Source organism: Halomonas sp. G11, from assembly GCF_001663515.1.
GTDB lineage: Bacteria > Pseudomonadota > Gammaproteobacteria > Pseudomonadales > Halomonadaceae > Vreelandella.
Window position 1 is genome coordinate 22,479 of record NZ_LYXG01000009.1, and the last position, 23,327, is coordinate 45,805.

Consider the following 23,327-nt stretch of genomic DNA (forward strand, 5'->3'; position numbering starts at 1 on the left):
GATTAGCTCCTTCATTGTTGAAACACCCAGCACTTCACGCTGCCGCCGTGGAGGCGGACGCGGGAGTTCACGGTGCGGTTGGAATCCACAAACTTGCGGGTCTTGCTGCTCTTCAGGTACCGCTTCAGCTCGCGCATTTCCGGCGTGCGCAGCTTGTATTCGGCGCAGGTGCGCTCGAAATCCTTCAGGTTGATGGCGATCAAGTCGCTGCCCTTGCCGTAGTGGTTCAGCATGGGCTCGTCGCGCAGGCCTTCGATGTAGTCGACGGCTTCCCAGAATTCGGCGACCAGGGGATGGTCGGCATTGATGGATTGCTGACGCTCGCGGGCCATCTGCTGGATGTGGCCCATGGCCACGGTGATGGTCTGCTCATCGAACAGGTCGAGCCCTTCCGGCCCCAGGCACTCCACCAGGGCCATCAGCTGGCCGTGGCACTTGGCGATGCGCAGCACCTTGATATCCGGATCGTCGCCCAGCTGGTTGGCGTACCGGCGGGCGCGCTGGGTGATCAACGCCAGCAGCGCGGCTTCGCGCTGGGCGACCTCGAGGGCAAACTGGCTGACGTGCTCGAGCTCGGCTTTTTCCAACGCCTCGGCCATGGCCTTGGTGTCTTTGTTCTGGCCTTCACGGGAAAAGTGCAGGTGGCAGATGCGCGTCTGGATGGCTTCGCCCGCCTGGACCGGGGCGTTCTGGCTGATGACGATGCTGCCGCGAAAGGGTGGTTCGTAGGTGTCGTTGCCGCTGTTCTTCACGCCACGGGCGCGGATCGAGCGGCCGTTAAAGGCGGTTTTTAGCTCATCCCAATCGAACTGCTTTTGCTTGGCGCCGCCTTCCTGCTCGCGGTCGGACTCGATCAGCACCACCGGCAGGTTGCTCACCTGGGCGAAGTTGCGCGAGCGGGCGGGCATGGTGGCCTTGCTGGGGTCAAAGCCCTCGTAGTCGCGCCGGCCGCACAGCTTCCACAGAAACTCGATCAGCGTGGATTTACCGGCGCCGGCTTCGCCGACGATCTCCAGAAATGGGAAGCTGCCCATCTCGGCGCGGATCTGCTCGGCCAGCAGGCTGCCCATCCAATAGCCCAGGGCCACCACACCGCGGGTACCAAACGCGCCGAGCAGCTGCGGAATCCAGTCGGTACTGAACGCTTTGCGATCGGGGTTGATGTGCAGCGCCACGGACTGGCTGAGGGTCTTCAACTGGCGGCGGGGGCCGAGCTCGAAAAAGTCTTCGCTGTTGATGGGGACCACCCGGCCACCGGCCACGGCGAGATCACCGAACACATAGGCGCCGTGGTCTTTGCTGTAGCCGATGAAGTCGATGGTCTCGACGGTTTTGATGTTGCCGATCTGGTCCTGCAGCAGTTGGTCGAGCTGTTGACTGGTACCGGTCCACACTGCGCCGGGAGCCACGCCCAGCAGGCGCTTTTTATATTCGCTGGCACTGGCCAGCTGGCCGCCGCTGAAGGTGTTCTTGATCGGCGGGCGGCCGTCGGGGAATTCCACGCGGTAGTAGTACCAGCTCTCATCGGTGACCGCGTTGGCCTGGTAATACAGCGCCGTGGGGTAACAGGTGCAGATCCGCTTCACGCTGCCCGCTTGCTCCAGGGCGGCATCGCGCATCGCCGGGTCCAGCTGTTCCTGGTCGTGGCCATCCGCTCCATCGGCACGCAGGGCACGGTCGAAGGCGTCCATATCCAGCTTCCACCACCACACCTGGCGTTTGAACTCGAACCAGAACTCCCGCTGCTCGCGGCGCTTGTACATCAGCAGCGCCTTGGCCATGGCGGTCGGCGCTAACAGCAGGTCGCCGTGGTAGCGGTAGGTCTCGCGGTCCGCCTCGGTCAGCTCGCCGCGTTGGTGGGCATCGTTCCAGTCGTGGCCACCGTGCGGAATCTGCGCGGCGTGGCACTCCCAACCAGCCGCCCGGGCACGTTTAACGTGCTTGAGCGTGGCGTTGTGGCCAGCGCGGTTGTTATCCAGCGCCCACACCAGCGCCGGGCGGCAGGTGCCTGCGTGGTGGGCGGCGTCCGCCAGGGCTTTGAGCGCTGCATCGGGGTAGTTGCCGCAGCTCATGGCGGACACGGCGGCGATGCCGTGGTGATATAGGGCGGTGGCATCAAAGATGCCTTCCACGATCCATACTTCGCCGGCGGCGACCAGATCGTTAAGCGTCAGCGCTGGCGGGCACCACCACTGGCCTTTATAGCGGCCGACGAAGTTGGCTTTCTGCTTGCCAAAGCGCTCCGGGTTATCCAGCAGGCGTTCCCAGTAGGCGCCGCCAGGCAGGGCAAAGCGCACCGTGGCGGTGCCGCCGACCTCCGGCTTCCAGTAGCTCTCCTGGGTGTACCAGCCCTGAATACGAGAAAGCTCAAAACCACGGCCGTCGCGCAGGTAGCCATCCGCCACCGGCGTGGCGGAGGCGGGCTGTTCCCCCGCTTTGGGGCTGTAGCGTTCGCTCCAGGAGCGGAACAGGTCAGGGAACAGCGCCTTAACGTGCAGCTGCGCGCCGCAGTTGTTCTCCCGGCCGCATTTCAGCATCCACGGCGCGTCGGCATTGATGTACGCCTCGCGCTTCCCGCACTCCGGGCAGCGCACCCGTTGCAGGTAGGGGCCGCGCTCAATGGCCTCAAAATCGCTTATCAAGCGCGTAACAATGTCCTGGCGCAGCGATGGATTCACGCTCGCCTCCTTAGTTTCAGAGTCATTGGCTGGGCCGGTCAGGCGTTTACGATGCCCCTTGCGCCTGCTTGATCGCCTGTTGAAGCAACCTGGGCGTAAACGGCAGATCCACCTGGGCGTTGGGGCTGTCGCTGGGTGTCAGCGTGTTGCACACCTCGATGCGCGCTTTGCCCCGAAACCCACAGTCTTCATTGCGGCATTCCACGACCGCCTCGCGGTACACCGGCGTTAGCCCCTGGCTTTTGCGGATGCGCAGGTTGTGGCCACAGTGCGGGCAAGGAAGGCGGTGTTTGCTGGTCATCGTCATCAGTGTTTTCTCTCAATGGGGTAAAGGGCGCGGCCTCGGCCGGTGAGTCCTTGGGTGCCTTTGCGCAAGCGGCGACGCATCAACCACTCGGCGGCTTCGTCCAGGCTCGATAAGTTCTGCTGGTTGCATACCTGCTGCAGCACGTCCTCTAGCTGCTCATTCAGCGGAAGGCGTAATTCGCCGCGGGCCGGTTGGTCAGCCATACATCAGTGCTCCTTGGGGTCCTCAAAAAGACCTGCCTTTACGACGCCTCTTGAGGCACATTGCTAACGGAGAGATCAGCAACGCCCAGCGTCTCTAGTGCTTCTTTCAGCACCAGTTGACGTAGCAGCGAGGCTCGGTCGATGCCGGTGTAATCCACCAGGGCATCGATCAGTCGGGCCTCGTACTGATCCAAATTGAGAGCGGCGTAACGAGAGCGCACACGTTTGGGGTCCTGGTACATGGCAAACATCCTTATGCAAGGCAGCGGGTCGTCATTCGGCACTGAGGGTGTCTTGGTCGTACTGCTCGATACCGCGCAGCATGAGCATGCGAGCGGTGGCCGACAGCGTGCGCATTTCCAGCTGGGCGATACGCTTCAGGTCGTCGCGCTCGTTTTCGGTCACGTGGGCCATGATTGGGCAGTTACACCCCTTGGGGGCATAAATTGCCTTTGGGGTAATGGAGTTAGGGCGGTTCATGGGTTAGGCTTCCTTAACAAAGTGAAAGACAATGCGAACCAGTGGTTAGCGCTGGTACAGGCGAATCAGCTTGCGTTGCACGAAGTGCTCATCCAGGTGGGTACGCAGCGCTTCCAGCGCGTGTTCCCGCTGAATGTCGGAATGCTGGCCGTTGGCGATCAACGTGGCCGCCAGTTGGCCTACCGCCTCGGCGGTGGTGCGCTCTTCCAGCGCCTCGATCTCCGCCAGCGGGTTGAGCGTTTGGCTACCGCCGCCGGTGGCCAGCTGCAGTAACTGGCGAGTGCGTTGCGGGCAACGCTCCAGGTCAACGGTGACGCCGCGATAGGTCACGGTTTTGGGGTGTAGCGGTGTGGGTTTGGCAGGTGTGGCCATGGCAGTGGCTCCCTTGCTGTGTGTTGTGAAGTGAAAGACATATTTATCGTGTATCCAAAACGATACCTTGTCAAGGAATGAATACCTAATGAGTTCTATCGGTGAGCGTTTGCGTGATGAAAGAGTACGGCTTGGCTTCTCCCAAGGAGAGCTGGGAGCCGCCGCAGGCGTCACAAAAAACACTCAATTGCTCTATGAGAGCGATAAGCGAAGCCCAAAGGCTGATTACCTTTCGACTTTGCATAGTGTTGGTGTGAATACTCATTACGTGCTGACAGGTAGTCGTTCGATTACTTCTGACGTTGGGCCAGTAGATATAGGAGCTGGGCTCTCGCCAGTGAAGATGTACGACATCGAAGCCGCCGCCGGGGCAGGGCGCAGCTTTGAAGGCGAGCCAGTTCAAACCATTTTGCATTTCCCTAGTAGCGAGCTGGCCGAGCAGGGGCTAGACCCGGCCCAGGTGGTTGGCGTGAAAGTTCGCGGCGATTCCATGCTCGGCACGCTGGATGATGGCGACTGGGTGCTGGTGGATCGCAGCAACCGTGACCCGAAACAGGAAGGCGTGTTTTTGCTACTGGTGAGCGGAGAGCGTCGGATCAAGCGGGTACAGCGCCTGGCGGGCGGTGCGCTGTACCTGATTAGCGACAACGATCACTACCAGCCGGAAATGATCAAGCCGCAGGATATGCACGATGTGGAGATACTTGGGAGGTGTGAGATTCGGATTGGGCGGGTGGTTTGACTGTAAAACTATAAAGGCAGCTAGGTGGTTTTGAGGCTGCAATAACGACAGGGAGTAAGGGAATGCGAGTTTTTAAAATGACCGCTATCGCGGCGGCAGCTGTTGCATTAGCGGGATGCAAAACCGAGTTTTCCACACAGGTAGCACTTTCAGAGTTGCAAGACCCAGACGTTGCCAGCGTACCTGGCAAGGTGCGGTTAGAAGTGTTGACCTGTGAAGATTACGAAGATAGCCGTAAGCCATCGGACTCGCTGGTTGAAGCTCAAGAAATGATGCCTCGCATTTTCCCTACCGCGTCTTTCAGTGAGTGTTATTCGCAAAGTATGGATAGCTGGGCTGAGTTTGACATTGCCTTGCCCATTGATCGAGATGGTGATGCAGAAACGTTCGCGTCAGAAGATGCTTTCAATATTACTACCAGTGAAAACCTGCCGCTTGGCGTAGCCGTTCCGCCTGCCGTGTTAAACCGTCTGGAACAAGCCCAGCAAGCCAATATGATGATGGGCGAACTAGAATATGCGATTACTGTGGACGTGGTTAACGATACTGGTGAACCCTTTGCCGTCACTGCACTTTCTACGTGGGTCAACGGCGAGCCCGCAACGTTACAACCCTTGGAAGTGCCTGATAGCGAAACCATTTCCTTACGTTTCTCGGATGTGCTGATTGAGCGAGCGATCACCACCGGCGAGGCTACTGTTTTGGTGGATCTGGCATATCTAGGCGAGCAATTGAGGAAATAGTTTGTTATGAATTTTACAAGCCGAAAATGATGCGAGTCGCATGCCGTAGTATATGTGCTACGTGAAGATTTTGAGGCGTGTGAGACTTGGATATTGTGGGTTCTACGGTAAACAACTGTTTGGTGTGGAGGCTGCTGTTAAAATAACGTTTAACTCGGTTTATAAAATGCGGAGTTTATAATGATTGAGCAAAGTGAAATTAAAATGATAGATGTAAATCTTCTGCATCTTGATTTTAGAAACCCTAGGCTACCATCAAATGTCCAGAAAACAGAAAAATCTATACTGAAATATATAGCCACCACAACTAGCCTTGAAGATTTGATGGAAGCTATTGCACAAAACGGGTTTTTTCCAGGTGAACCTTTAGTTGCTATTAAAGAAGATGAAAAATATATAATAGTTGAAGGAAATCGACGTCTTTCAGCTGTAAGGCTCCTTAATAACCCTAATGAGATAGATAGACCAGGTAGGCTCATGACAGTGATTTCTGAAAGCTGTGAGCCTATTGAAAAACTTCCTGTAGTAATAAGGGAGAGTAGGGAGAAAGTACTTCCTTATCTGGGGTATCGGCATATTACTGGTGTGAAACAGTGGGAGCCGTTGTCAAAAGCTCGATACATGCGTGAACTTTTTTCACTTACGGGTGAGCACGAAGATCCAAGTGAAAGATATAGAAAAGTTGCTCAGATGATTGGCTCTCGTAGCAATCATATTAAGCGCAACTTAGATGCCTTAGCAGTTTATGAGGTGATCGAGAAAGAAGATTTCTATGGTATTCCTGGTCTCGATGAAGAGAGTATAAAATTTGCTGTATTATCAACAGCCTTGGCTGACGAAAGAATAGCTTGTTTTATTGGAACAGCAGAAAAAGAAGGCAGAGAAACTGAGCATACACATCCTATCGTTGAGTCTGGTTGCTTGTCTAAAGCAAGTATCAAAGATTTAACAAATTGGCTGTATAGGAAAAACGAAAATGGAGTTACTCGAGTTGGCGAATCTCGTAACCTAAAACGCTTAGGAGCTATCTTAGATTCAGAAAAAGCAAAAATTGCTTTTATGGGTGGCAGTTCTTTAGATTATGCTTTTAGGCTTTCGAAAGGATCTGAAGAAGAGTTTATGGAGTTTCTTTATAATGCACAGGCCTCACTAGCTCAAGCTTCTAGCTTGGTTGCAAATATTGACTTCTCTGAACAAGCGCTAGAAGTTTCTAGAGAGATACAAAGTAATATCAAGCTCATAGGAAAAACATTGTCAGCTAAGAAGGTTGATGACGATGAATTTTGAGATAGGTGTCTTGCAGCCCAATTCTCCTCATCTTTTTGCGGACTTGATTGAATTTTTAGCTATCTTCGATCCTCATGGTAAAAATGAAGTTCATAAAAACGACATTGCGAATATTGTCAATGGTTTACCATTATCCGATGATGATGTTGACAGTGAGGAGCTATTAGATGACTCAGATCTCTCTGACTCCGGTAAACATGATATAAAAGAAGAGCGACTTGAAGATGCTTGGACGCAATTGGAGTACCGAGCTTCATGCTTTTCTGAAAATTATCCATTTCAGGTCGTCGGGGATGTAATAAAACTAAATACAGATTGGAGCAACCCTAGGCATAAAGTTTATAGGTTTTTATTGGCTTCTTCACGATTGCGGTCTTTTAAGCCTACTAATAGATATCACTGGTCTCAGGCTTTTGCTAAAGTTTCATCAGTTGCATTGAGTTCATTACTGCCTGATTATGCAGATGTTAAAATTTTCGATGCAAACTCGGATGATCGACGAGAATATTACGGAACCGACTGTAGAGATGCGCTTGTTAGGCTAGGAGATCAGGTTAGTGCTTTCAAAGTACATGAAGAAGATATCAGGGAGCGAGATTCTTCTGGAGATGGTGGGATTGATTTAGTTGGTGTCATTTCTTTTAGAGATATGGCACATGGTGCGCATGTTATATTTGGACAGTGCGGCGCCCAAGAAGAAAACTGGCCGGATAAACGGCTTGAAGCCCATCCCATGGGGTTGTCAAACTATTTCCAATTTTCTCATGATGTTATAACTACTATGTTCACACCTGTACTTTACAGATCTTCAACGGGTAGGTGGGCGCAAGGAAGTAAAGTGACCGGGGTCGTAGTGATAGATCGCTTACGAATTATTAGTTTAATAGAGAAGAGCAATGATTTTGAAGGCATCGCTCTTCAAGCTTACTTTCAAAATTTTGAGGCTGAATTTGAAGCTTATAGCCTTCCTCTATAAGAATTAATCCCATATGTCTGGTAAAGCTCTCGCCACCGCCTCAAAAAGAGGCGGTGGTACTGCATTCCCAACCACTTTGTATCGCATGCTCATGCTTCCGTATTTATGCTCTGGAAACATTAGGTCGCCAAAGCCTTGCAGCTTAGCGGCCTCCCGGTAACTGAAGCGGCGTGCTGGCCCATCATGCGCGAAACGCCAAACGTTATGCTCAAGCTTTTCGAGCGGCGGGCTCATTGGATGAAGCGGCATATGCCGAGGATTAGCCACAATTGTTTTTGACTGATCTGCCCATTCGTTGCGCCGGTTTCTTGATAAGTAGTACCAGTGGAAGTCTAGGTCGTAGAACTCGCCTTCTGGCCATTCGGGCATTCCACCGATGGCGTCATGAATTGTCTTTTTTGGAGTGCCGCCCAGCACGCTATGGGTTGGCTGTGGAAACTCATACTCAATACCAAAGTCGTCTCGGATGCCGACGATGAAAATCCGCTTACGCTCTTGCGCGACTCCGAAGTCGGCTGCATTTAGTACTTGGAAAGATACGTTGTACCCAGCTTCAGTAAATACCCGTTCCTGGTCCTGTAGGAGGTAGGCGTAATTTTTACGCACCATGCCAGATACATTCTCAACAATGAATGCCTTGGGCCGTATCTGCCTTAGCGCGCGTGCAAATTCAAGATACAGCGTGTTGATTTTTCTGTTAGCGTCGCGTACGCCGCCTTGACTGAATCCTTGACATGGGTAGCAGCCAACCAATAACTCGGCATCTGGAAAATGTTCTATTTTGCTGACGTCACCTAAGCGGTAGTCAGTCTCTGGGTGGTTGTGCTCATACACTGCCTGCGCGTATGCCAACACATCGTTGGCCATCAGCACATCAAAGCCAGCATTGATGATGCCAGCGTCTGAGCCTCCGCAACCTGAGAAAAGTGACACTGCTGTTGGCATGACGTTACCCTAAGCCTTAACTCCCTCTCGGGATGGATGTTCTTGAAAGGGTAGGATTCTAACGTCCCTTGGCCGTGTAGGCACACCCTCAATGCGTTTTTTCTTTATTGCGTTATTGCATCTCATGCTAATACGCCCAGAGCCGTATGGCCACACTTTCTTTCTTCTTGAAGCTTTTGCCTCTATTTACCCTGCGAGTAGGCGATTATTTCTTTCAATTGATCAATCGATAGCCACGGCCGTTGAGCATGTACCATGCGGTGGCAGTTCGCGCAGAGTAGGGCCAAGTCGCTGATTTTTGTTTTACTCCCTGCGTCCAACGTGTAGAGCGGTCGCGTGTGGTGGCATTCTATAAAGCCTTCGCCACGCTCTCCATAGACTTCGGCAAAGTCAAAGCAGCAGGCTTCACAAGTTAGCTTGCCGGATTCTTTCATCACCTTCGCTTTCTTCTTTTTGACTAGTGTACGGTTACGCTCTTTGCTCTTGTGCAAGCGAGTGAGGGTTCGGCCCTCGCTCGCTTCGTCGTCGTCTTCGCCGCCGGTAGGGTACTGATCGCTTGATGGCTCTGTATCCAAGGCTTGGGATATGGCTGCTGCTGTAGCTTCTAATCTAGGGCGGTCACCTGAAAATTCTTCCCATATTTCTCGATCTAACTTGCCGCCGGCCTTAAGACCCCCAGACCTAGTAGGGTCAATGTACTGCAAGTTAGCAATTTTCATCGTGATGCTGTTGGGTGAGCGGTAATTCTCTTGCCTAGATTCATTCTCAAGTGGGGGTATAGCAGCTAACAGACGGCTAAGTTCTTGTATTGCGGTCTCGTCAGTGCTGTTTTGTCGCGGTTCCAACCGAAAATATAAATCTAATGCCAATATTAGCTCATCTCGAGACCAGGGCTTATTTTTTGCCATGCAGCACCTTCTTTAAGTATTTCATCATATGTTTTGATTGTGACACGGGCCGATGCTATTTGGGATACGTCTTCATCAGATAAGCCCTGTTCGTCGCTTCGCGCATCCACTGTGTATGGGGTTTCTCCTTTGACCATTTTGCTTCCCGGCTCTTGCGAAAGACTGTTTATTTATACAGTATTAGCCACAGGGAAAGCGACAGGCAAACGCTAATGTACGTCGCCAAACATCGAGCAAGCACAGGGGGAGCGAATGCGAGTGACTTACTTGGGGCCAGCCGTGGTGGGCATTGATCATCCGGCGGTAGCGGAAATGGACAGGCGAAAATTTACCCCGAGCTGTTTTCTGGTGGAGATTAGCGAGGAAGCGCATCCAGGCGGGCCGTTGATGGAAGGCGACGTGCTGGTGGTTGATGAAGCGCGCTCGCTCGTGTCGACGCCGGTGCTATAAGTCCGTAAATCATCAAAATAGATTGTCCCCCCGACCCGCATGACCTTTCCTTGTTGGTGACCAAACCACAAAGAGATTGCGCCATGCTAAGCCGAGAGGACTTTCTCATGATAAAGCAACTTCACCAACGAGGCGCCCATCTCGTGGACATTGCACACCAGATCGGCTGTTGTGAACGTACCGTGCGGCGCCACCTGGCCCGTGAGGCGGCACCCACCGGGCGGCCAACCAAGCCACGAGCGAGCAAGCTGGATCCCTTCAAGCCCATCATCAATCAGCTGCTAGCCGACAATGTCTGGAATGCCGAGGTGATCTTCCAGTTGATTCGCGAGCAGGGCTACACCGGTGGCAGCACCATGGTGCGGATGTACATCCAGCCTAAACGCGCCCTCCGGCCCAGTAAGCAGACCGTGCGTTTCGAGACCCAGCCCGGCTTTCAGTTGCAGCATGACTGGGGCGAGATCGAGACAATCATCGCCAGCCAGCGTTGTAAGGTTAATTTTGCCGTCAACACCCTGGGATACTCACGGCGGTTCCATGCCTGGGCGGCCCCTAGCCAAGATGCCGAGCATACCTACGAGGCGCTGGTACAGGCCTTCCGTTATTTTGGCGGCGTACCGCGCACCGTACTGGTCGATAATCAGAAGGCCGCTGTGCTCAAGCATGGCCGGGACCACCGCGTGATCTTCAACGCTGGCTTCCTGCAACTGGCCAACCATTACAGCTTCGCGCCCAAGGCGTGCCGCCCGCAGCGCCCGCGCACCAAGGGCAAGACCGAGCGCATGGTGGGCTACGTAAAGCAGCACTTCTTCCAGCGCTATCGCCAGTTCGAGAGCTACGCCCACTTGAACCAGCTGCTCCAGCTATGGCTGGAGCGCGTGGCCGATCAGCGGCCACTGCGGCAGTTCCGGCTAACGCCGACCGAGCGCTTTACGGCCGAAGCGGAGGCCCTCCAGGGGCTCCCGGCCACCGACTTCGATACCCGCTATCACGACCTTCGCCAGGTCGGCTGGGACGGCTACATCGAAGTCCGTGGCAACCGCTATAGCGTGCCCGACGGCTATTGCGGCCAGGCGGTGGTGATCCGGCTCAGCCTGGATGACGAGCTGACGGTGTACACCGCCGCTGGTGACACCATCGCCTATCACCGCCTACAGGCCCCGCAAGCAGGTTGGCACACCGTGCCGGAGCATCATGCTGCCCTATGGCAGCAGACGCTCTCCGTGCAGCAGCGTGACCTGAGCGTCTACGAGGAGGTGCTGTGATGGCCCTGGAACAGCTACTTGATCGCCTGAAGATGGAGCATCTTCAGGCGTCGCTCGACAGCCTCTGCGAGCACGCCAGCAAGCAAGACCTGAACTACCGCGAGTTCCTGGAACAAGCCCTGTTGCAGGAATGGGGCGGGCGTCATCAGAAGGGCCTGGAGTCCCGTCTAAAACAGGCCCGACTGCCGTGGATCAAGACCCTGGAGCAGTTCGACTTCAGCTTCCAGCCCAGCATCGACCACAAGATCGTGCGCGAGCTGGCTGGCCTGGGCTTCGTCGAGCGCAGTGACAACGTCGTGCTGCTCGGGCCGCCTGGTGTCGGTAAAACGCACCTCGCCGTGGCGCTGGCGGTGAAGGCGGCCGAAGCCGGCCACCGGGTGCTGTTCATGACGTTAGACCGGCTGGTCAGCACGCTGATGCGTGCCCGACAGGAAAACCGCCTGGACCGACAACTCCAGCAACTGACGTACCCGAAGGTGCTGGTACTGGACGAGATGGGCTACCTGCCGATGACCCGCGAAGAAGCCAGCCTGTTCTTCCGCTTGATCAACCGGCGCTACGAACGGGCCAGTACGATCCTCACCTCGAACAAATCGTTCATGGACTGGGGCGAGATCTTTGGCGACCAGGTCATCGCCACGGCTATCTTGGACCGGCTACTGCATCACTCGACCACCCTGAACATCAAAGGCGAGAGCTATCGACTGAAGGACAAACGACGTGCTGGCTTAGTGACGACACCGACGACGAAGGAGGACAACACCTCAAACGAACCTGACGCTGTTCCGATAAAAGAGCATTGATAAACACTGGACAATCTAGAGTGATGAAATGCGGACAACCTTCATTGGTGTTGACACTCGGCCACGCCGATCTGGTGGTGGCTGAAATAGAAGGCGAGTACCGGCTGTTTAAGTCCCATCGCGCCGGTAGCCGCTGCCGATTATTGCCGCCCAACGGTGGGCAGGGCTACTTTGTGAACGCGCAGCAGTTCAAGGGGGTGGTGGTCAGGCAGGCGAGGTGCTGGGCCGTGTAAGCTATTTCTTACATGCACTGTAGGCAATGGCTTACATAAAATTAGGCAAAAATTTGCCAAGCTCAGGATGTCGCCTTGAAGCACACGGGACAGACAACGTTTCGTCAGAAGAATGCGGCATTAAAAGCCCCTGGCCATGGAATGGCTGGGGGTTAACTATCTCAAAACTCATTAACGCACGCTAAGATGTGCCTACGCTGTTGAATAATACTCACTCCTACATCCAAGAGAGCTAAGTATAATCCAACAAAAGGTATGGCTCTGCTCCTGATCCATACGCGCAGAGCTCTCGTGACGGGAGAGTTATAAGCTTGCACTGCTTGCTTGATAGCATCACTGATGCTGAATTCGTTGATGAGTAGTTCTATATAGCTTTTGACACTGTTATCGTTATCTTTTTCGAGTGATTCGGCTATACCTTCTATAAGCGTATCCAGGCTTTGCTCTTGAATGAATTCTTCGAACTGTTCAATGTGTTCTTCATCGATGTTAAATATATCAGCTAATACGCGAATAACAGCTTTAAAACAAGGATGAATAGCCTGGGGCTCAAGAATAGATGCAACCTCTTGGGGGCTGCGAATCGGTGCAAGGTCTTTTACCTGATTTGGTGAGTAGTTTGTTAGAGTCCAGCCCTCCTGTGGGCTCTCCTCATAAAGAAGATCTAGGGGAAGATAATCTTCAATTAGAGATTGCAATTCCTCAAGCTTAGCAGCACTTTCATTGATTAATTCCGGTTTAAGGAAGAGTAATGTAAATTCTTGGTTTGCTGAAGCCTTGATAGCATTAATTCGATCGTAAGTTTCCTGGTCGAGGTAAACTCCCCCTTCTTGGCCCAGTGCACTTAAAGGATAATAAATAAGCGCCCCGCTACCTGCGCCCGCGCTGGCCATAAATGCTCTACGGCTCATTGTTTTTACATGTTGCACCATGCTCCCACCCCTCATTGATATTTTATTACCTGACATTCATTAAGCAGTATGGGCTGGGATAAGCAGATTTAGCGGTTCAAATGTGCCATGAATAGGTCTATCAGCTAAGGGACTGATAGTTCTAAGGTGTATCCATCAAAATGAGGCAAATTCAGTGCTTTTTACCTCACACCTCACCTGCGTCCCAAAGCCCCCGTCATTCAAGGAGTGCACCACCTCCGCCGCCAGCCACTCGGTCTCGTCGATCTCTGGTTTGTAGCCCTGAGTGGTGACAGTGGCCTAAGGCGTTGACCATTGCTACCGCCTAACGGGGCCTGGGATGCTTTGCTAAAGCCGATTAGTACCGGGGTGTATTGTTGCCGGCAGGCCAGGTGCAGGGGGGTGTAAGCGATTTCTTACATGCGCTGTCGGCATTGGCTTACATCAAAGCGATAGAAAATTTGCCATGATGAAAATGTCGCCTTGAAGCACTCGGGACGGAATCCGGCTCGTCAGAAGGATGCGACATTGACCCCCCGGCCATGCAATGGCGGGGGGGTTGCTTACGGTTTTGTATACCCCAGTGGGAGTTGTCTTTTAAGGCATCACTCGCAGTGTGCACACATTACTTCACCCTCACCCTCGCATTCTTCACAGAGGGCACGCCCGATGCCACCACATGATTCGCAGAAGGGATCTTCGCCCTCACATTCACTGCAAGTTACCTCTCCTTTGCGGTGGCAGTTCTCGCAGTCTACTTTTTTCAATCCTCCGCAGACTTGGCAATCATCTTCTGAAAGTTCGCCGAGGCCTCCACACGTCCTGCATTCTATTTTTGTGTCTCCATCACACAGACTGCACTCATCAGGGCCAACGAGCCCTTCACCCTCGCAGCGAGGGCATCCCCTCTGTTTCTCTGCATCAGCGTCATAACTGATCCCGCTGCCTAGACATTCGCTACACACCAAATCAGCATGGCCACCCCTACATTCTGGGCAAGCAACCTCACCCTTTCCGCTGCACTGGCTGCAATACACCATCGATTCGTTCCCCGTATGACAGTTGATTTTGGAGCGTTTCTGGTTCTTTTAGGCATGCATCCTTATTTTAAGATCGAAGAAAATGAGTAACACTTAGGCATTAGTATATTCCAAGAAGTGCCTTTCGAAAGATGAAGCAAGCGTTCTTCAGCACTTATCTATCTGGTGACTGCTGTTCTCCTCACCTCACACCTAATCTGCGTCCCAAAACCCCCATCATTAAGCGAGTGCACCACTTCCGTCGCGAGCCATTCGGTCTCGTCGATCTCTGGTTTGTAGCCCTGCGCGGTGACAGTAGCTTCGGGGGTTAGGCGTGCGTTGCCGTGTGCCAGGGTGAGCTCGAACTCTGCCGCGCCGCGCTGGATGCGTTGCCATTCGGCGCGGGCGGCGTCCAGGGCGTCGGCTTCGGTGGCGTAGGTGGGGCGTAGTTGTTTGGCGTTGTCGTCGCTGCCGGCTAGCACGGTTTGGCGCTCTGCGCCTTGGGTGTCGTTCCAGTAGGCTTTTACGCCGCTGTAGGCGTCGCGGTCGGTGATGCTGTAGCGGTGCTGGTCGCCGTCGCGGCGGGTGAGAGGCACGCGGGGCATGGGGTTGCCGCTGGCGGTGAGGGCTTCACCGGCCACGGTGAACAACATGCGCCCGGCCTTGATGGCGGCCACGGCGTCGAACCGCTCGCCCAAACGGGTAAGAAAATTCAGATCCGACTCGTCGGTTTGGTCGATGTGGGCAATGCGCCGCTCGCCGAGCTGTGTGGCTACTACGGGCGTTAGGTCGTGGCGGGAGGCGATGGTGCTGATGATGTCGAGCAGGGTGATGTCGTGCCAGCTTTGCGTGCGTTTGCCGGGCAGTTGCCCGCGCATATCCGCCGAGCGGGCGCGGAGAGTGAGCTTGTCCGGCGTGCCGCTGTGCTGCACCTCGTCTACCGTGAACCGGCCTTTGTCCACCAGGCCTTCTTCCTCCCAGCCGAAGGCGACCTCCAGTGCGGCGCCACGTGAGGGTAATTCCAGTTGGCCATCGTGATCCGAGAGGGTGATATCCAGCTGGTCGGCCTCCATGCCGCGCTGCTCGCGCAGTGTGAGGTTGATCAACCGGCCGTTGATGCGCGGGGTAATGTCCTGGTCGCCCAGGGTGATGCGGTAGCTGGGCCGGGGGTAGCCATTGGGCGTGTTCATGCGTAGGCCCCGGCCAAGCGCGCCGCCGCTGAGAGTGTCAGGCGGCCGATGAGATCGGTGCGCTGATCATCCACATGCTCAAGCGACACGACGAAGTCGATTTTTTCTGCAGCGCCGTCGCGGAAAAAGTGGGTGCTGGTTTCTTCCACCCGGGTTACTACCCAGAGGCCGTATTGCCTGCCGGTGCCCTCGACCAGCGGCCAGGCGCTGCCCTGGTCGGCCATCTCGCGCAGTTCATCCAGGCTGAGCCGCCCGCCGGTAAAGCTGGGCAGTAGGGTGCCGGTCAGCGTGATAGTGTCGGCCCCTGGGCCAACGAATTGATAGGCTGGGCGATCGCCCACGCGGGATTGGCTGGCGTGCCGCCACTCGGTGATTCGCTTGAGTTCCTGGTAAGGCACGGTGAGGGTTTCAAACACGAACATGCCAAGGGCCATGAGCATGAGGGAGACTCCTTAATCAATATCCCACAACGATGAGCGGCGCCGCGCTTGGCTCTCGCGTTGAGCGTTGGCCAGGGCGCGTTCCACTTCCTGGGCGACGTATTGGGCGAGCTGGCGTTCATCCATGCCCTGAGTGGGCGTTACGTTGATGTTGATATCGCCCATGCTGAAGCCGCTGCCCGTCTGGGTGCTGGCTTGGGTGAGCGGCGGGCGGTTATCAAACTGAATGGGCGCTGGCTGCTCGATGGCGGGCATGGCCGCTGCGGGTAGGGCGGTGCCCAGGGCCAGCCCGGCACCGGCGCGGGTGACGCGCTTGGCGATCTCCTGAATGCGTCGGGCGGGTTCGTCGCGCTGGGCGTCCAGGCCTTTGTTCAGGCCATCCACTGTGTAGCCGCCCAGTTGGGTAAACACCCGGGAGGGGCTGTTGATATCCAGCACGTCGGCAAACCAGCCTTTTACGCTACCCGCTATACCGACGACACGGTCACGCAGCTCGCTGATCTTGCCGGTCAGGCCGCTGATTAACCCATCCACCGTGAAACCGCCTAGCTGGGCAAACACCCGCGAGGGGCTGTTGATGCCCAGCACGTTGGCGAACCAGTTGCGCACGCTACCTGCCATGCCTGTTATGCGATCCCGTAATTCGCCCAGTTTGCCGGTTAGCCCGCCGATAATGCCGTCCACAATGGCGGTGCCCAGCGAGCCGAACTGCGCGGGTATCTCGACGCCCAGTGCTGAGAGGGCGGTCGTCATGCCCTTGTACAGCAGGCCCAGCGGCGACCAGTTCACCAGCAGCTTGGCCACGCCACCAATGCCGTCACTAAACGCGGTTTTGACTTGCTGCCACAGCCCCTGGAAGAACGCCTTGATGGGTTCCCAGTAGCGGTAGATGAGGTAAGCCGCCGCGGCGATCGCGGCGATGGCGATGCCAATGGGGTTGGCAAGGAAGAACATGGAGACCGCCCGGAATACGCCACCCAGCCACATCATGGCTTTTCCGGCGGTGAGCAGCTGCGGCCCCACCAGGGCCATGCCGTAGCGCACCATGGCGATGGGACCGAGAATCGAGGCGAGCATCAGCGTCAGCGCGCCTCCGGCGGTGACCAACACGGCAAGCCCGGCAGCGACCTTGGCGAGGGTACCGGCCAGGCGTGGGTTTTCGTTGATCCATTCGCCCATGCCCCGCGTAATGGCGGTGACGCGCTGAATGAGATCGCGCAGCGGGCCGTTGTTGGTCTCGGTGATCGAGATGCCGATTTCATCCCAGGCGCTGCTGAGCGATTTGAGGTCGCCGCCGATATTATCGGCCATGGTTTTCGCCACGCGGGCATTCTCACCAGCTGAGTTGCTGAGGATCTCGGTGAACTGTTCGATCCCGGCGCTGCCCTGCTGGGCGATCAGCTCGGCCATGCCCGCGCCGGGTTCTTCGCCGAAGATGTCTTTCAGGTAGGCGGCGCGGTCGGCGTTGCCCATTTCTTCCGTGGCACGGGCCACATCGGCGAGGATTTTGGGCACGTCGCGCAGGTTGCCCTCGGCATCCTTGGCGTTGACGCCCAGGTCTGCCAGCGCCCCGGCGGCGGCGCTGGTGGGCGCGGACAAGCGCGTGACCATGGCGCGCAGCGTGGTGCCCGCCTGGCTGGCCTGAATGCCCACGTTACCCAGCAGGCCCGCGATGGCGGCGGATTGTTCCAGCGACATGTTCATGGCGCGGGCCTGGGGGGCGACGTACTTCATCGACTGGCCGAGCATTTCCAGGTCGACGTTGGCCCGGGTGGTAGTGGCGGTTAGCACGTCGCCCACGCGGCCCATCTCGTCGGGGTCCAGCCCAAAGCCGGAGAGAATGTTGGAGGAGATATCCGCCGTGCGGCCGAGATCCGTGCGGTTGGCCAGGGCGAGGTTGAGCATGTCCGGCATGGCGGCCTGAATCGCCTCCGGATCGAACCCGGCCATGGCCAGGTAGCCTTGCGCATCGGCAGATTGCCCGGCGCTGAACGCGGTGGAGGCCCCCAGTTCCCGCGCCTGTTGGCGAAGCGCCTGGAACCGTTCGTCGTCGGCCTCCATGCGGGTAAGCGCCTGCACGCGAGACATCGACTCGCCATAGGCCACGCCGGGGGAGAGCAGGCGTGCCCCGGCATACAGCGCGGCACCGCCGCTGGCTGCCATGCCCGCGCCGGTACCGGCCATGTTGTTGCGCATGCTCATGGCGCGGTCGTACTGGCCGCGTGCGCGGGCGGCGTTACGTTGCTGCTCGGCCAGCCGCTTCAGCCGTTGCCGCTGCTCATCCACCACGGTGTTGGCCTGGCGGATATCGCTGGAAAGCCGACGCTGGTCGCGGGCGAGCTGGCCGGTGCTGACGCCGTTGTCGTTCAGTGAGGTGCGCAGCCGGTGCAGCTTTTGGCGTTCTTCGTCGTAGCGCTGGGTCAGCCGGCGGGCCTGGCTGATGGCCTTTTGGCGCTCGGCGGTGAGGGCGGCGGTGTCGCCCTGGTTATCTTGCATTTGCTGCGAGAGGCGGCGGATGCGGTCCTGCTGCTCGCGCAGCGCGCTGGCGGTGTCGGTGGATTGGCGAGACAGGGTACGAAAGGAGCTAACGTCCTTCTGCGTGGCTTGCAGCTGCTTCAGGCGGTCGCGGTTTTCGCGCATGGCCTGGGAGGCACCCGCCGATGCGCGATCAATGGAGCGCAGCGGGCGGGTGGCCTGGTCAACGGCGTTGAGAATTACCTGAAGTTTAAGATCGCGTGCCACGCTGGCTCCCGCTTTCCGTTGGTGTGCTGCGCTTACGCGCCCGTTCGCGCCATTCCATCAGCTCGCGCAGGCTAAAACCGGCGCAGTCCTCCGGTGACCAGTGGAAGACGATGGCGAGATCCGCCATCGCGTCTTCTACTTGCCCGGGTAGGTTTATTCGCTCTCGCCCTTGGCCCGCTTCGTCAGCAAAAAACCGGCGATTTCACCGCCGCATTGCACGAGATCCGCTGGGTCCATCTGGCGCACCTCGGCGGCGGTGAGGGAAGGGCTGGAAAGGCGCGGTACCAGCGTGATCAACGCGTCGGTGTTCATCTGCAGCACCTCGGCCAGCGAGACACCGCGCAGCTCGCCGGAGGTGGGTTTGCGCAGGCGCAGCTCGGTGATCTCGGTTTCACCCCGGGTGAGCGGGGTATCCAGCGTGATGGTGGCGGCGATGGCTTGAGTAACGGCGGCTCTGGTCATGGGGTCGTCCTAGTGTGTGAGTGAAGGTTGGGTAAAGGAGCGGCTTAAATGCCTGTCTTTAAATGCCTAAGCGTTGCCGGCGACCGGCGAGACGGTCTTCACCGTTAACCTTGAACACGCCGTTGACCAGGTCGATCTCGATCTTGGTGGTGCCGTCGACGGTCAGCTTGTAATAGCTGAGCGTGCTGGTGACCTGGTGCTCGGTGTTCTCACCGGCCTGGGCGTCGCCCATGTCGATCTCGGTGTGGCGGCCGCGCATGACGACCTCGACAGCGGAGGCATCATCCACGTCGTCACGCTCGTAGCTGCCGGTCATGCGTAGCATGTCGGCGTCGATGCGGGCGGTGCCGAAGTTATCGAAGATGCTTTCGACCAGCCCGCCCACGGTCCACTGGACGGTCAGCAGGCCGTCCTGGCCCAGGTCGATGCCGACGGGGCCATCCATGCCGCCCCCGCGCCATTCTTCGATCTTGCGGGTGAGGGTGGGCAGGGTGATGGCCTGCACGATGCCCTGCCAGCTGTCGCCGTTGCTGAACAGATTCAGGTCTTTGAGCTTTTTGGGGAGTGCCATGGAAAAAAATCCTTACGCGGTGGCCGCAACGCGCTCAGCGAAGTCGGCGAGGTACGAATCGGTAATGCGCTGCAGGAAGCCGAGATCCTCAAGCGGCGGCACCGGCGTGTAGTCGTAGTCGATGCGCAGCTTGCCAGCCTTGAGCGAGGTCTGGGTGTTGAGCTCCTCGTTTAGCCAGGCGTTGGCATCGACGATCAGCCCCAGGTTTTTCAGTTCGCGGAACTTGGCGTTGAGGCCTTCTATGATGTCCCGGGCCAGCGAGGCATGCAGCGGCTTGTCCACCGCCCACAGGTGCGCTTCCGCCACGGTGTCGGCGATGATCTGCGCGGTGCGGGTGTAGTTCTCGAACGGGTAGAGGCTTTCCGGCCCGGCGCAGGTGCGCGAGCCCCAGAAGCGGTAGCCGTTCTGGTTGATCAGCGTGGTGACATCCGCCGCGTTGAGCAGGCCCGCATCGGTATTGGGCGATTGCAGATCCCAGAAGACGTCTTTGCTGATGCCGGTGACGCCGTTGACCACTACGTTACTCAGGGTTTTGTGCCAGCCCACGGTTTGGTCGAGCTGGGCGCGCAGGCCAAGGGCGGTGGCCACCGGGCAGAGGGTGGTGGTCTCGGCGTCGTCGGTATCGAACGCTTCCCACTGCGGCCAGATCGGCATCAGCTCACGGGCACCAAACTCATCGCGGTAAGCAATGACCTCGGAAACTGTCTCGCAGCCGTGGGCGTAGAAGTAACCGAAGGCGCGCAACTGCTCGAGGATCGAGGCCATGGCGGTGACCACCGGTTGGGTATCCAGGTAGGGCACACCTATGATGCGCGGCGTCACGCCCAGCTTTTGCTTGGCGGTCAATAGCGCCTGCAGGCCGGTGCGCTGGCCGGTTTCCGTGGTGGTACCTACTAAATTGGCGGTGGTTTCTTCCTCGGTTTCGCCTTCGGCCACCCGCACCGCGACGATGATCGGCTTGGCCTGCTGGCTGATGGCGGTGAGGGTGTTTTTCAGCGTGCCCTGAGTACCGGCGTTGCCAATGGCGGTATCCACATTGGTGACCAGGGCCGGGCGGTTAAGGGGAAAGGTTTTGTCATCGGCATCCGGCGCGGTGCACACCACGCCAATAACGGCGGTGGAGACCGTGCGGATGGACCGGGTGCCGTCGTTGACTTCCGCAACGCGCACGCCGTGGTGGTATTGATCAAGTGCCATGGTGGCTCCTGCGCAGGTTCACAAGAAAGGTGAATTCACGCAGGTATCGTGCGGGGTCTTGGGGCAGGGTGTTAGCAGCGCTGGGGGTGAGTGGGGCGGTTTACACTGAGGGGTGTGGTAAGGTGCGGGGAAGTGACTGTTAAGGGGATGTTGGGATGAAGGAAGAGGAAAAGATAGAAGCTACTGATCAAACTGGTAAGAAATATAACTACTGGCCACTAGTACTTCCAGTCATGGTTACTGCCATTGTTGCCATTGGAGTGTACGTAAATAATTTCTGGGGGTTACCACCCTCACGTAAACCAAGCGATTGGGCAGCGTTCGCAACGTATGTATCAGGCACTGTGGGTGTGGCTGCTGTAGTGGCGACACTGATGGCTTTCGTAATTACGTTGAAGCAGCAGAAAAAACTGATTGATAGTCAAAGTGATATGATCATAAAGCAAGAGCAGCAGTTGGATCTCACACGACAGCAGCTCGAAGGTGAGGAAAGAAGGCGTAAAGTCGAATTGGTATATAACTGTGCTGTTAATATTATTCCTCCCGTGGTTAAAGAGTTGGAAAGACAAAGGGTAATGCGATCTGACTATTTTTTTGATGGGTTTGATCTGGTCCAGGAGGTTCCTCCCGACGTCAATATTCATCAAACAGTAGGTGAACTATTTTCTGATGGAGGAGAATATTCTTGGTTAGATCAGCTTGATAAGGGGTGGTTGATTTGTTTTGGAGAGGCTTTGACAGGTAATGCTTATAGATTGGGTGTTTTGGTGTCAGACTGCTTGTACGAGGCTAAAGAGTTAGAGGATTATTTTAGGTCAGTTATAGGAAGTGATAACTTTAGTATGATTGAATGCGCTATGTTATTCAAGAAAAATTCCGTCAATTCAGGTTTTAGTAGGCATCAAAGAGCGCTGAGAATAGTGGATGGAAAACAATCTAACCCAGCGGCTCAGTTTTGGCACGACCTAGGTGAAAAAGCGTTTGAAAAGCCCACTGAGTAGCGGGCTTTTGGCTGTTTAAGTTAGAGATGTCATGTTGTAACTTATTCATCAATATCCCACGTATTGCTTGAGAAGTTGAAAATGTAAACGGGCGAATAATGCGTAATTTTCTTTCTCAAATAAGTGAATTCGTATTTCGCTTGGATGCGAAAAGACCTTCTTTCATTCATAGTATTATTGTTTTTCTTTGAGAGATTATCAATAATTTCATTAGTGAATATGTTGATAACTCTTTCATCTCTACCTTGAACATATCCTCTTTTCTTACAAGTTTGTAAAAATTGTTGGGTCTCATTTTTGTCAACAGAACCGTAGAGAAATATTTCAAGGTCTTCGAAATCATTGTCTGTTAGGTTTGTATACTTGAGTGAGGTCCTGTGAGGATTTTGTGGATCATTGTTTAACGTGTTATGAACAACTGCTAAATATAATCTTGGTTTATTGGTCTGGGCTAACTGTAAGCGCATAAACCAGTGTTGAAATATTAAGAATATGCTACCCGTTAACGCAGATGCCACAGCAAAAATGGTTAAGTATGCATTAACCCTTTCAGCATCGCTCAGCTGGTAATGAGTACCTTCTCTTATTTCCCAATAGAAGCCTCCTCCTATAGCCCAAATAATTACCGTGGCTATGATTGGAAACCAAAATACTTTCATCATTTTAGGGCCTTATCGAAATGAGATGGTCTTCCATACATAATATCATATTAAGCGACGTTAGTAAGGCCAAATTGGAATCACGTTCACGAGATAGTAAATCTATTGTGATAGCTTTATATATATCTACATATATAGAGAGCAAGGGATGTAGTCTATGGCAGACCGCTAACTGATGTTACCAGGAGATAGAATTTATAGATTGCCGATCCTCGGCTTCGAGCGCCACCTCAATCGCATCCTTCCGCTCCCAGCTGTGGTCGTAAATGCTCTCGATGTGGGCCAGTGCGTCGTTGGTCAGCGTGTACATCTCATCGGGGGTGAGGTAGCGGGTGACGTTTTTCTCGCCACGAAATTTCATCACCGGCTCGGTGATGCCTTCATCAAGCGCTGATTTGGCCTTGGCGCGTAAGCCCAGCAGGTTGATTTGATCTTGGGGGCGGGTTTGCACAACGTCCGGCTCGCCAGCGATGTCTCGAGGCAGGCCATCTGCTAGTGCCGCATCGCGGGCGGCGTTGATTCTCTGTTTGGCGGCATTCGCATGTTCTTTGATGCTAATGTCGGGCTTGTTGCTGAGTACAATTGAGCCATTGGCAATGGTGATTATTTTACCTTGTGCTTCTCCTCGCAGAAGTTTCTTATGCTCGGCTGGAGCTATTTCTATTGCATCGCTCGGAATATTTTTGTGGACTTTTTTGCTATAAAAGCCACGGGCGCTAGGGCTGTAGAACATAGTGATTTCC

The 23,327-nt window shown here is 55.5% G+C and carries 27 protein-coding genes; 9 read left to right on the forward strand and 18 right to left on the reverse strand.

Annotation, left to right across the window (positions count from 1 at the left end; translation table 11 throughout):
• Nucleotides 1-11: 11 nt before the first annotated feature.
• Genes ADS46_RS04920 through ADS46_RS04945 form a run of 6 tightly spaced genes read right to left on the reverse strand, consistent with a single transcriptional unit; the run spans nt 12 to nt 4,040 of the window.
• A complete protein-coding gene (locus tag ADS46_RS04920; protein WP_066317071.1) occupies nt 12-2,678 on the reverse strand; it encodes a toprim domain-containing protein in 2,667 nt (888 codons plus the stop codon).
• Between the two features lie 46 nt (nt 2,679-2,724).
• Nucleotides 2,725-2,985, reverse strand: coding sequence for an ogr/Delta-like zinc finger family protein (locus ADS46_RS04925; protein WP_082925993.1), 261 nt, complete (start codon nt 2,983-2,985; stop codon nt 2,725-2,727).
• Nucleotides 2,985-3,188 (reverse strand): hypothetical protein, encoded by a 204-nt coding sequence (locus ADS46_RS04930; RefSeq protein ID WP_066317081.1) that lies wholly within the window; start codon nt 3,186-3,188, stop codon nt 2,985-2,987. The genes ADS46_RS04925 and ADS46_RS04930 overlap by 1 nt, the downstream gene beginning before the upstream one ends.
• Nucleotides 3,189-3,226: 38 nt before the next feature.
• Nucleotides 3,227-3,430: a hypothetical protein gene (locus ADS46_RS04935; RefSeq protein WP_066317083.1), complete on the reverse strand. Its 204-nt coding sequence runs from the start codon at nt 3,428-3,430 to the stop codon at nt 3,227-3,229.
• Nucleotides 3,431-3,461: 31 nt separating this feature from the next.
• Nucleotides 3,462-3,668 (reverse strand): hypothetical protein, encoded by a 207-nt coding sequence (locus ADS46_RS04940; RefSeq protein ID WP_066317085.1) that lies wholly within the window; start codon nt 3,666-3,668, stop codon nt 3,462-3,464.
• 45 nt (nt 3,669-3,713) lie between these two features.
• Entirely contained in the window at nt 3,714-4,040 is a 327-nt protein-coding gene (locus ADS46_RS04945; RefSeq protein ID WP_066317087.1) for a hypothetical protein, read from the reverse strand.
• A 343-nt stretch (nt 4,041-4,383) separates the two neighbouring features.
• On the opposite strand from ADS46_RS04945, the gene ADS46_RS18845 reads away from it, so the two are divergent.
• The 4 genes from ADS46_RS18845 (at nt 4,384) to ADS46_RS18715 (ending at nt 7,788) form a co-directional block, all read left to right on the forward strand.
• Nucleotides 4,384-4,782, forward strand: a complete 399-nt coding sequence (locus ADS46_RS18845) for a S24 family peptidase (RefSeq protein ID WP_066317089.1) — start codon at nt 4,384-4,386, stop codon at nt 4,780-4,782.
• A 62-nt stretch (nt 4,783-4,844) separates the two neighbouring features.
• Nucleotides 4,845-5,525 (forward strand): DUF7424 family protein, encoded by a 681-nt coding sequence (locus ADS46_RS04955; RefSeq protein WP_066317091.1) that lies wholly within the window; start codon nt 4,845-4,847, stop codon nt 5,523-5,525.
• Between the two features lie 180 nt (nt 5,526-5,705).
• The gene (locus tag ADS46_RS04960; RefSeq protein WP_066317092.1) at nt 5,706-6,812 is read left to right on the forward strand and encodes a ParB N-terminal domain-containing protein; all 1,107 of its coding nucleotides are present in this window, start codon (nt 5,706-5,708) and stop codon (nt 6,810-6,812) included.
• The gene (locus tag ADS46_RS18715) at nt 6,802-7,788 is read left to right on the forward strand and encodes a hypothetical protein (protein WP_156524475.1); all 987 of its coding nucleotides are present in this window, start codon (nt 6,802-6,804) and stop codon (nt 7,786-7,788) included. Before ADS46_RS04960 ends, ADS46_RS18715 begins: the two co-directional genes overlap by 11 nt.
• Nucleotides 7,789-7,791: 3 nt before the next feature.
• Here ADS46_RS18715 and ADS46_RS04965 read toward each other — a convergent pair whose 3' ends face one another.
• Nucleotides 7,792-8,733 carry a DNA cytosine methyltransferase gene (locus ADS46_RS04965; protein WP_066317094.1) on the reverse strand — a complete coding sequence of 314 codons (942 nt, stop codon included), beginning with the start codon at nt 8,731-8,733 and terminating at the stop codon, nt 7,792-7,794.
• 182 nt (nt 8,734-8,915) lie between these two features.
• The gene (locus tag ADS46_RS04970; RefSeq protein WP_066317096.1) at nt 8,916-9,641 is read right to left on the reverse strand and encodes an HNH endonuclease; all 726 of its coding nucleotides are present in this window, start codon (nt 9,639-9,641) and stop codon (nt 8,916-8,918) included.
• A gap of 252 nt (nt 9,642-9,893) precedes the next feature.
• Between ADS46_RS04970 and ADS46_RS04975 the strand changes: the two genes are divergently transcribed.
• The 4 genes from ADS46_RS04975 to ADS46_RS04990 all read left to right on the forward strand — a co-directional run bounded on the left by ADS46_RS04975 (nt 9,894) and on the right by ADS46_RS04990 (nt 12,392).
• Nucleotides 9,894-10,091 carry a hypothetical protein gene (locus ADS46_RS04975; protein ID WP_066317099.1) on the forward strand — a complete coding sequence of 66 codons (198 nt, stop codon included), beginning with the start codon at nt 9,894-9,896 and terminating at the stop codon, nt 10,089-10,091.
• An 83-nt stretch (nt 10,092-10,174) separates the two neighbouring features.
• Nucleotides 10,175-11,356, forward strand: coding sequence for an IS21 family transposase (gene istA / locus ADS46_RS04980; protein WP_066317102.1), 1,182 nt, complete (start codon nt 10,175-10,177; stop codon nt 11,354-11,356).
• On the forward strand, nt 11,353-12,159 hold the full coding sequence (gene istB, locus ADS46_RS04985) for an IS21-like element helper ATPase IstB (protein ID WP_156524476.1): 807 nt from the start codon (nt 11,353-11,355) through the stop codon (nt 12,157-12,159). The genes istA and istB overlap by 4 nt, the downstream gene beginning before the upstream one ends.
• 23 nt (nt 12,160-12,182) lie before the next feature.
• Complete coding sequence (locus ADS46_RS04990) at nt 12,183-12,392, forward strand: hypothetical protein (RefSeq protein WP_066317107.1); 210 nt, start codon at nt 12,183-12,185, stop codon at nt 12,390-12,392.
• Nucleotides 12,393-12,553: 161 nt separating this feature from the next.
• Here ADS46_RS04990 and ADS46_RS04995 read toward each other — a convergent pair whose 3' ends face one another.
• From ADS46_RS04995 to ADS46_RS05025, 8 genes are all read right to left on the reverse strand, one after another.
• Nucleotides 12,554-13,324: a hypothetical protein gene (locus ADS46_RS04995; protein WP_066317109.1), complete on the reverse strand. Its 771-nt coding sequence runs from the start codon at nt 13,322-13,324 to the stop codon at nt 12,554-12,556.
• Nucleotides 13,325-14,501: 1,177 nt separating this feature from the next.
• Complete coding sequence (locus ADS46_RS05000) at nt 14,502-15,512, reverse strand: phage late control D family protein (protein WP_066317111.1); 1,011 nt, start codon at nt 15,510-15,512, stop codon at nt 14,502-14,504.
• Nucleotides 15,509-15,952, reverse strand: a complete 444-nt coding sequence (locus ADS46_RS05005; protein WP_066317114.1) for a phage tail protein — start codon at nt 15,950-15,952, stop codon at nt 15,509-15,511. The genes ADS46_RS05000 and ADS46_RS05005 overlap by 4 nt, the downstream gene beginning before the upstream one ends.
• A 12-nt stretch (nt 15,953-15,964) precedes the next feature.
• Complete coding sequence (locus ADS46_RS05010) at nt 15,965-18,694, reverse strand: phage tail tape measure protein (RefSeq protein WP_066317116.1); 2,730 nt, start codon at nt 18,692-18,694, stop codon at nt 15,965-15,967.
• The gene (locus ADS46_RS18470) at nt 18,678-18,821 is read right to left on the reverse strand and encodes a GpE family phage tail protein (protein WP_082925995.1); all 144 of its coding nucleotides are present in this window, start codon (nt 18,819-18,821) and stop codon (nt 18,678-18,680) included. Before ADS46_RS18470 ends, ADS46_RS05010 begins: the two co-directional genes overlap by 17 nt.
• A 26-nt stretch (nt 18,822-18,847) precedes the next feature.
• Nucleotides 18,848-19,156, reverse strand: a complete 309-nt coding sequence (locus ADS46_RS05015) for a phage tail assembly protein (RefSeq protein WP_066317119.1) — start codon at nt 19,154-19,156, stop codon at nt 18,848-18,850.
• 58 nt (nt 19,157-19,214) lie between these two features.
• Nucleotides 19,215-19,727 (reverse strand): phage major tail tube protein, encoded by a 513-nt coding sequence (locus tag ADS46_RS05020; RefSeq protein ID WP_066317121.1) that lies wholly within the window; start codon nt 19,725-19,727, stop codon nt 19,215-19,217.
• Between the two features lie 12 nt (nt 19,728-19,739).
• Nucleotides 19,740-20,924: a phage tail sheath protein gene (locus ADS46_RS05025; RefSeq protein ID WP_066317123.1), complete on the reverse strand. Its 1,185-nt coding sequence runs from the start codon at nt 20,922-20,924 to the stop codon at nt 19,740-19,742.
• A 155-nt stretch (nt 20,925-21,079) separates the two neighbouring features.
• Between ADS46_RS05025 and ADS46_RS05030 the strand changes: the two genes are divergently transcribed.
• A complete protein-coding gene (locus ADS46_RS05030) occupies nt 21,080-21,925 on the forward strand; it encodes a hypothetical protein (RefSeq protein ID WP_066317125.1) in 846 nt (281 codons plus the stop codon).
• Nucleotides 21,926-21,966: 41 nt separating this feature from the next.
• Here ADS46_RS05030 and ADS46_RS05035 read toward each other — a convergent pair whose 3' ends face one another.
• Together ADS46_RS05035 and ADS46_RS05040 are read right to left on the reverse strand one after the other, a co-directional pair.
• Nucleotides 21,967-22,587, reverse strand: coding sequence for a hypothetical protein (locus ADS46_RS05035; protein WP_066317127.1), 621 nt, complete (start codon nt 22,585-22,587; stop codon nt 21,967-21,969).
• Between the two features lie 175 nt (nt 22,588-22,762).
• On the reverse strand, nt 22,763-23,317 hold the full coding sequence (locus ADS46_RS05040) for a DUF4376 domain-containing protein (protein ID WP_066317129.1): 555 nt from the start codon (nt 23,315-23,317) through the stop codon (nt 22,763-22,765).
• Nucleotides 23,318-23,327 lie beyond the last annotated feature (10 nt).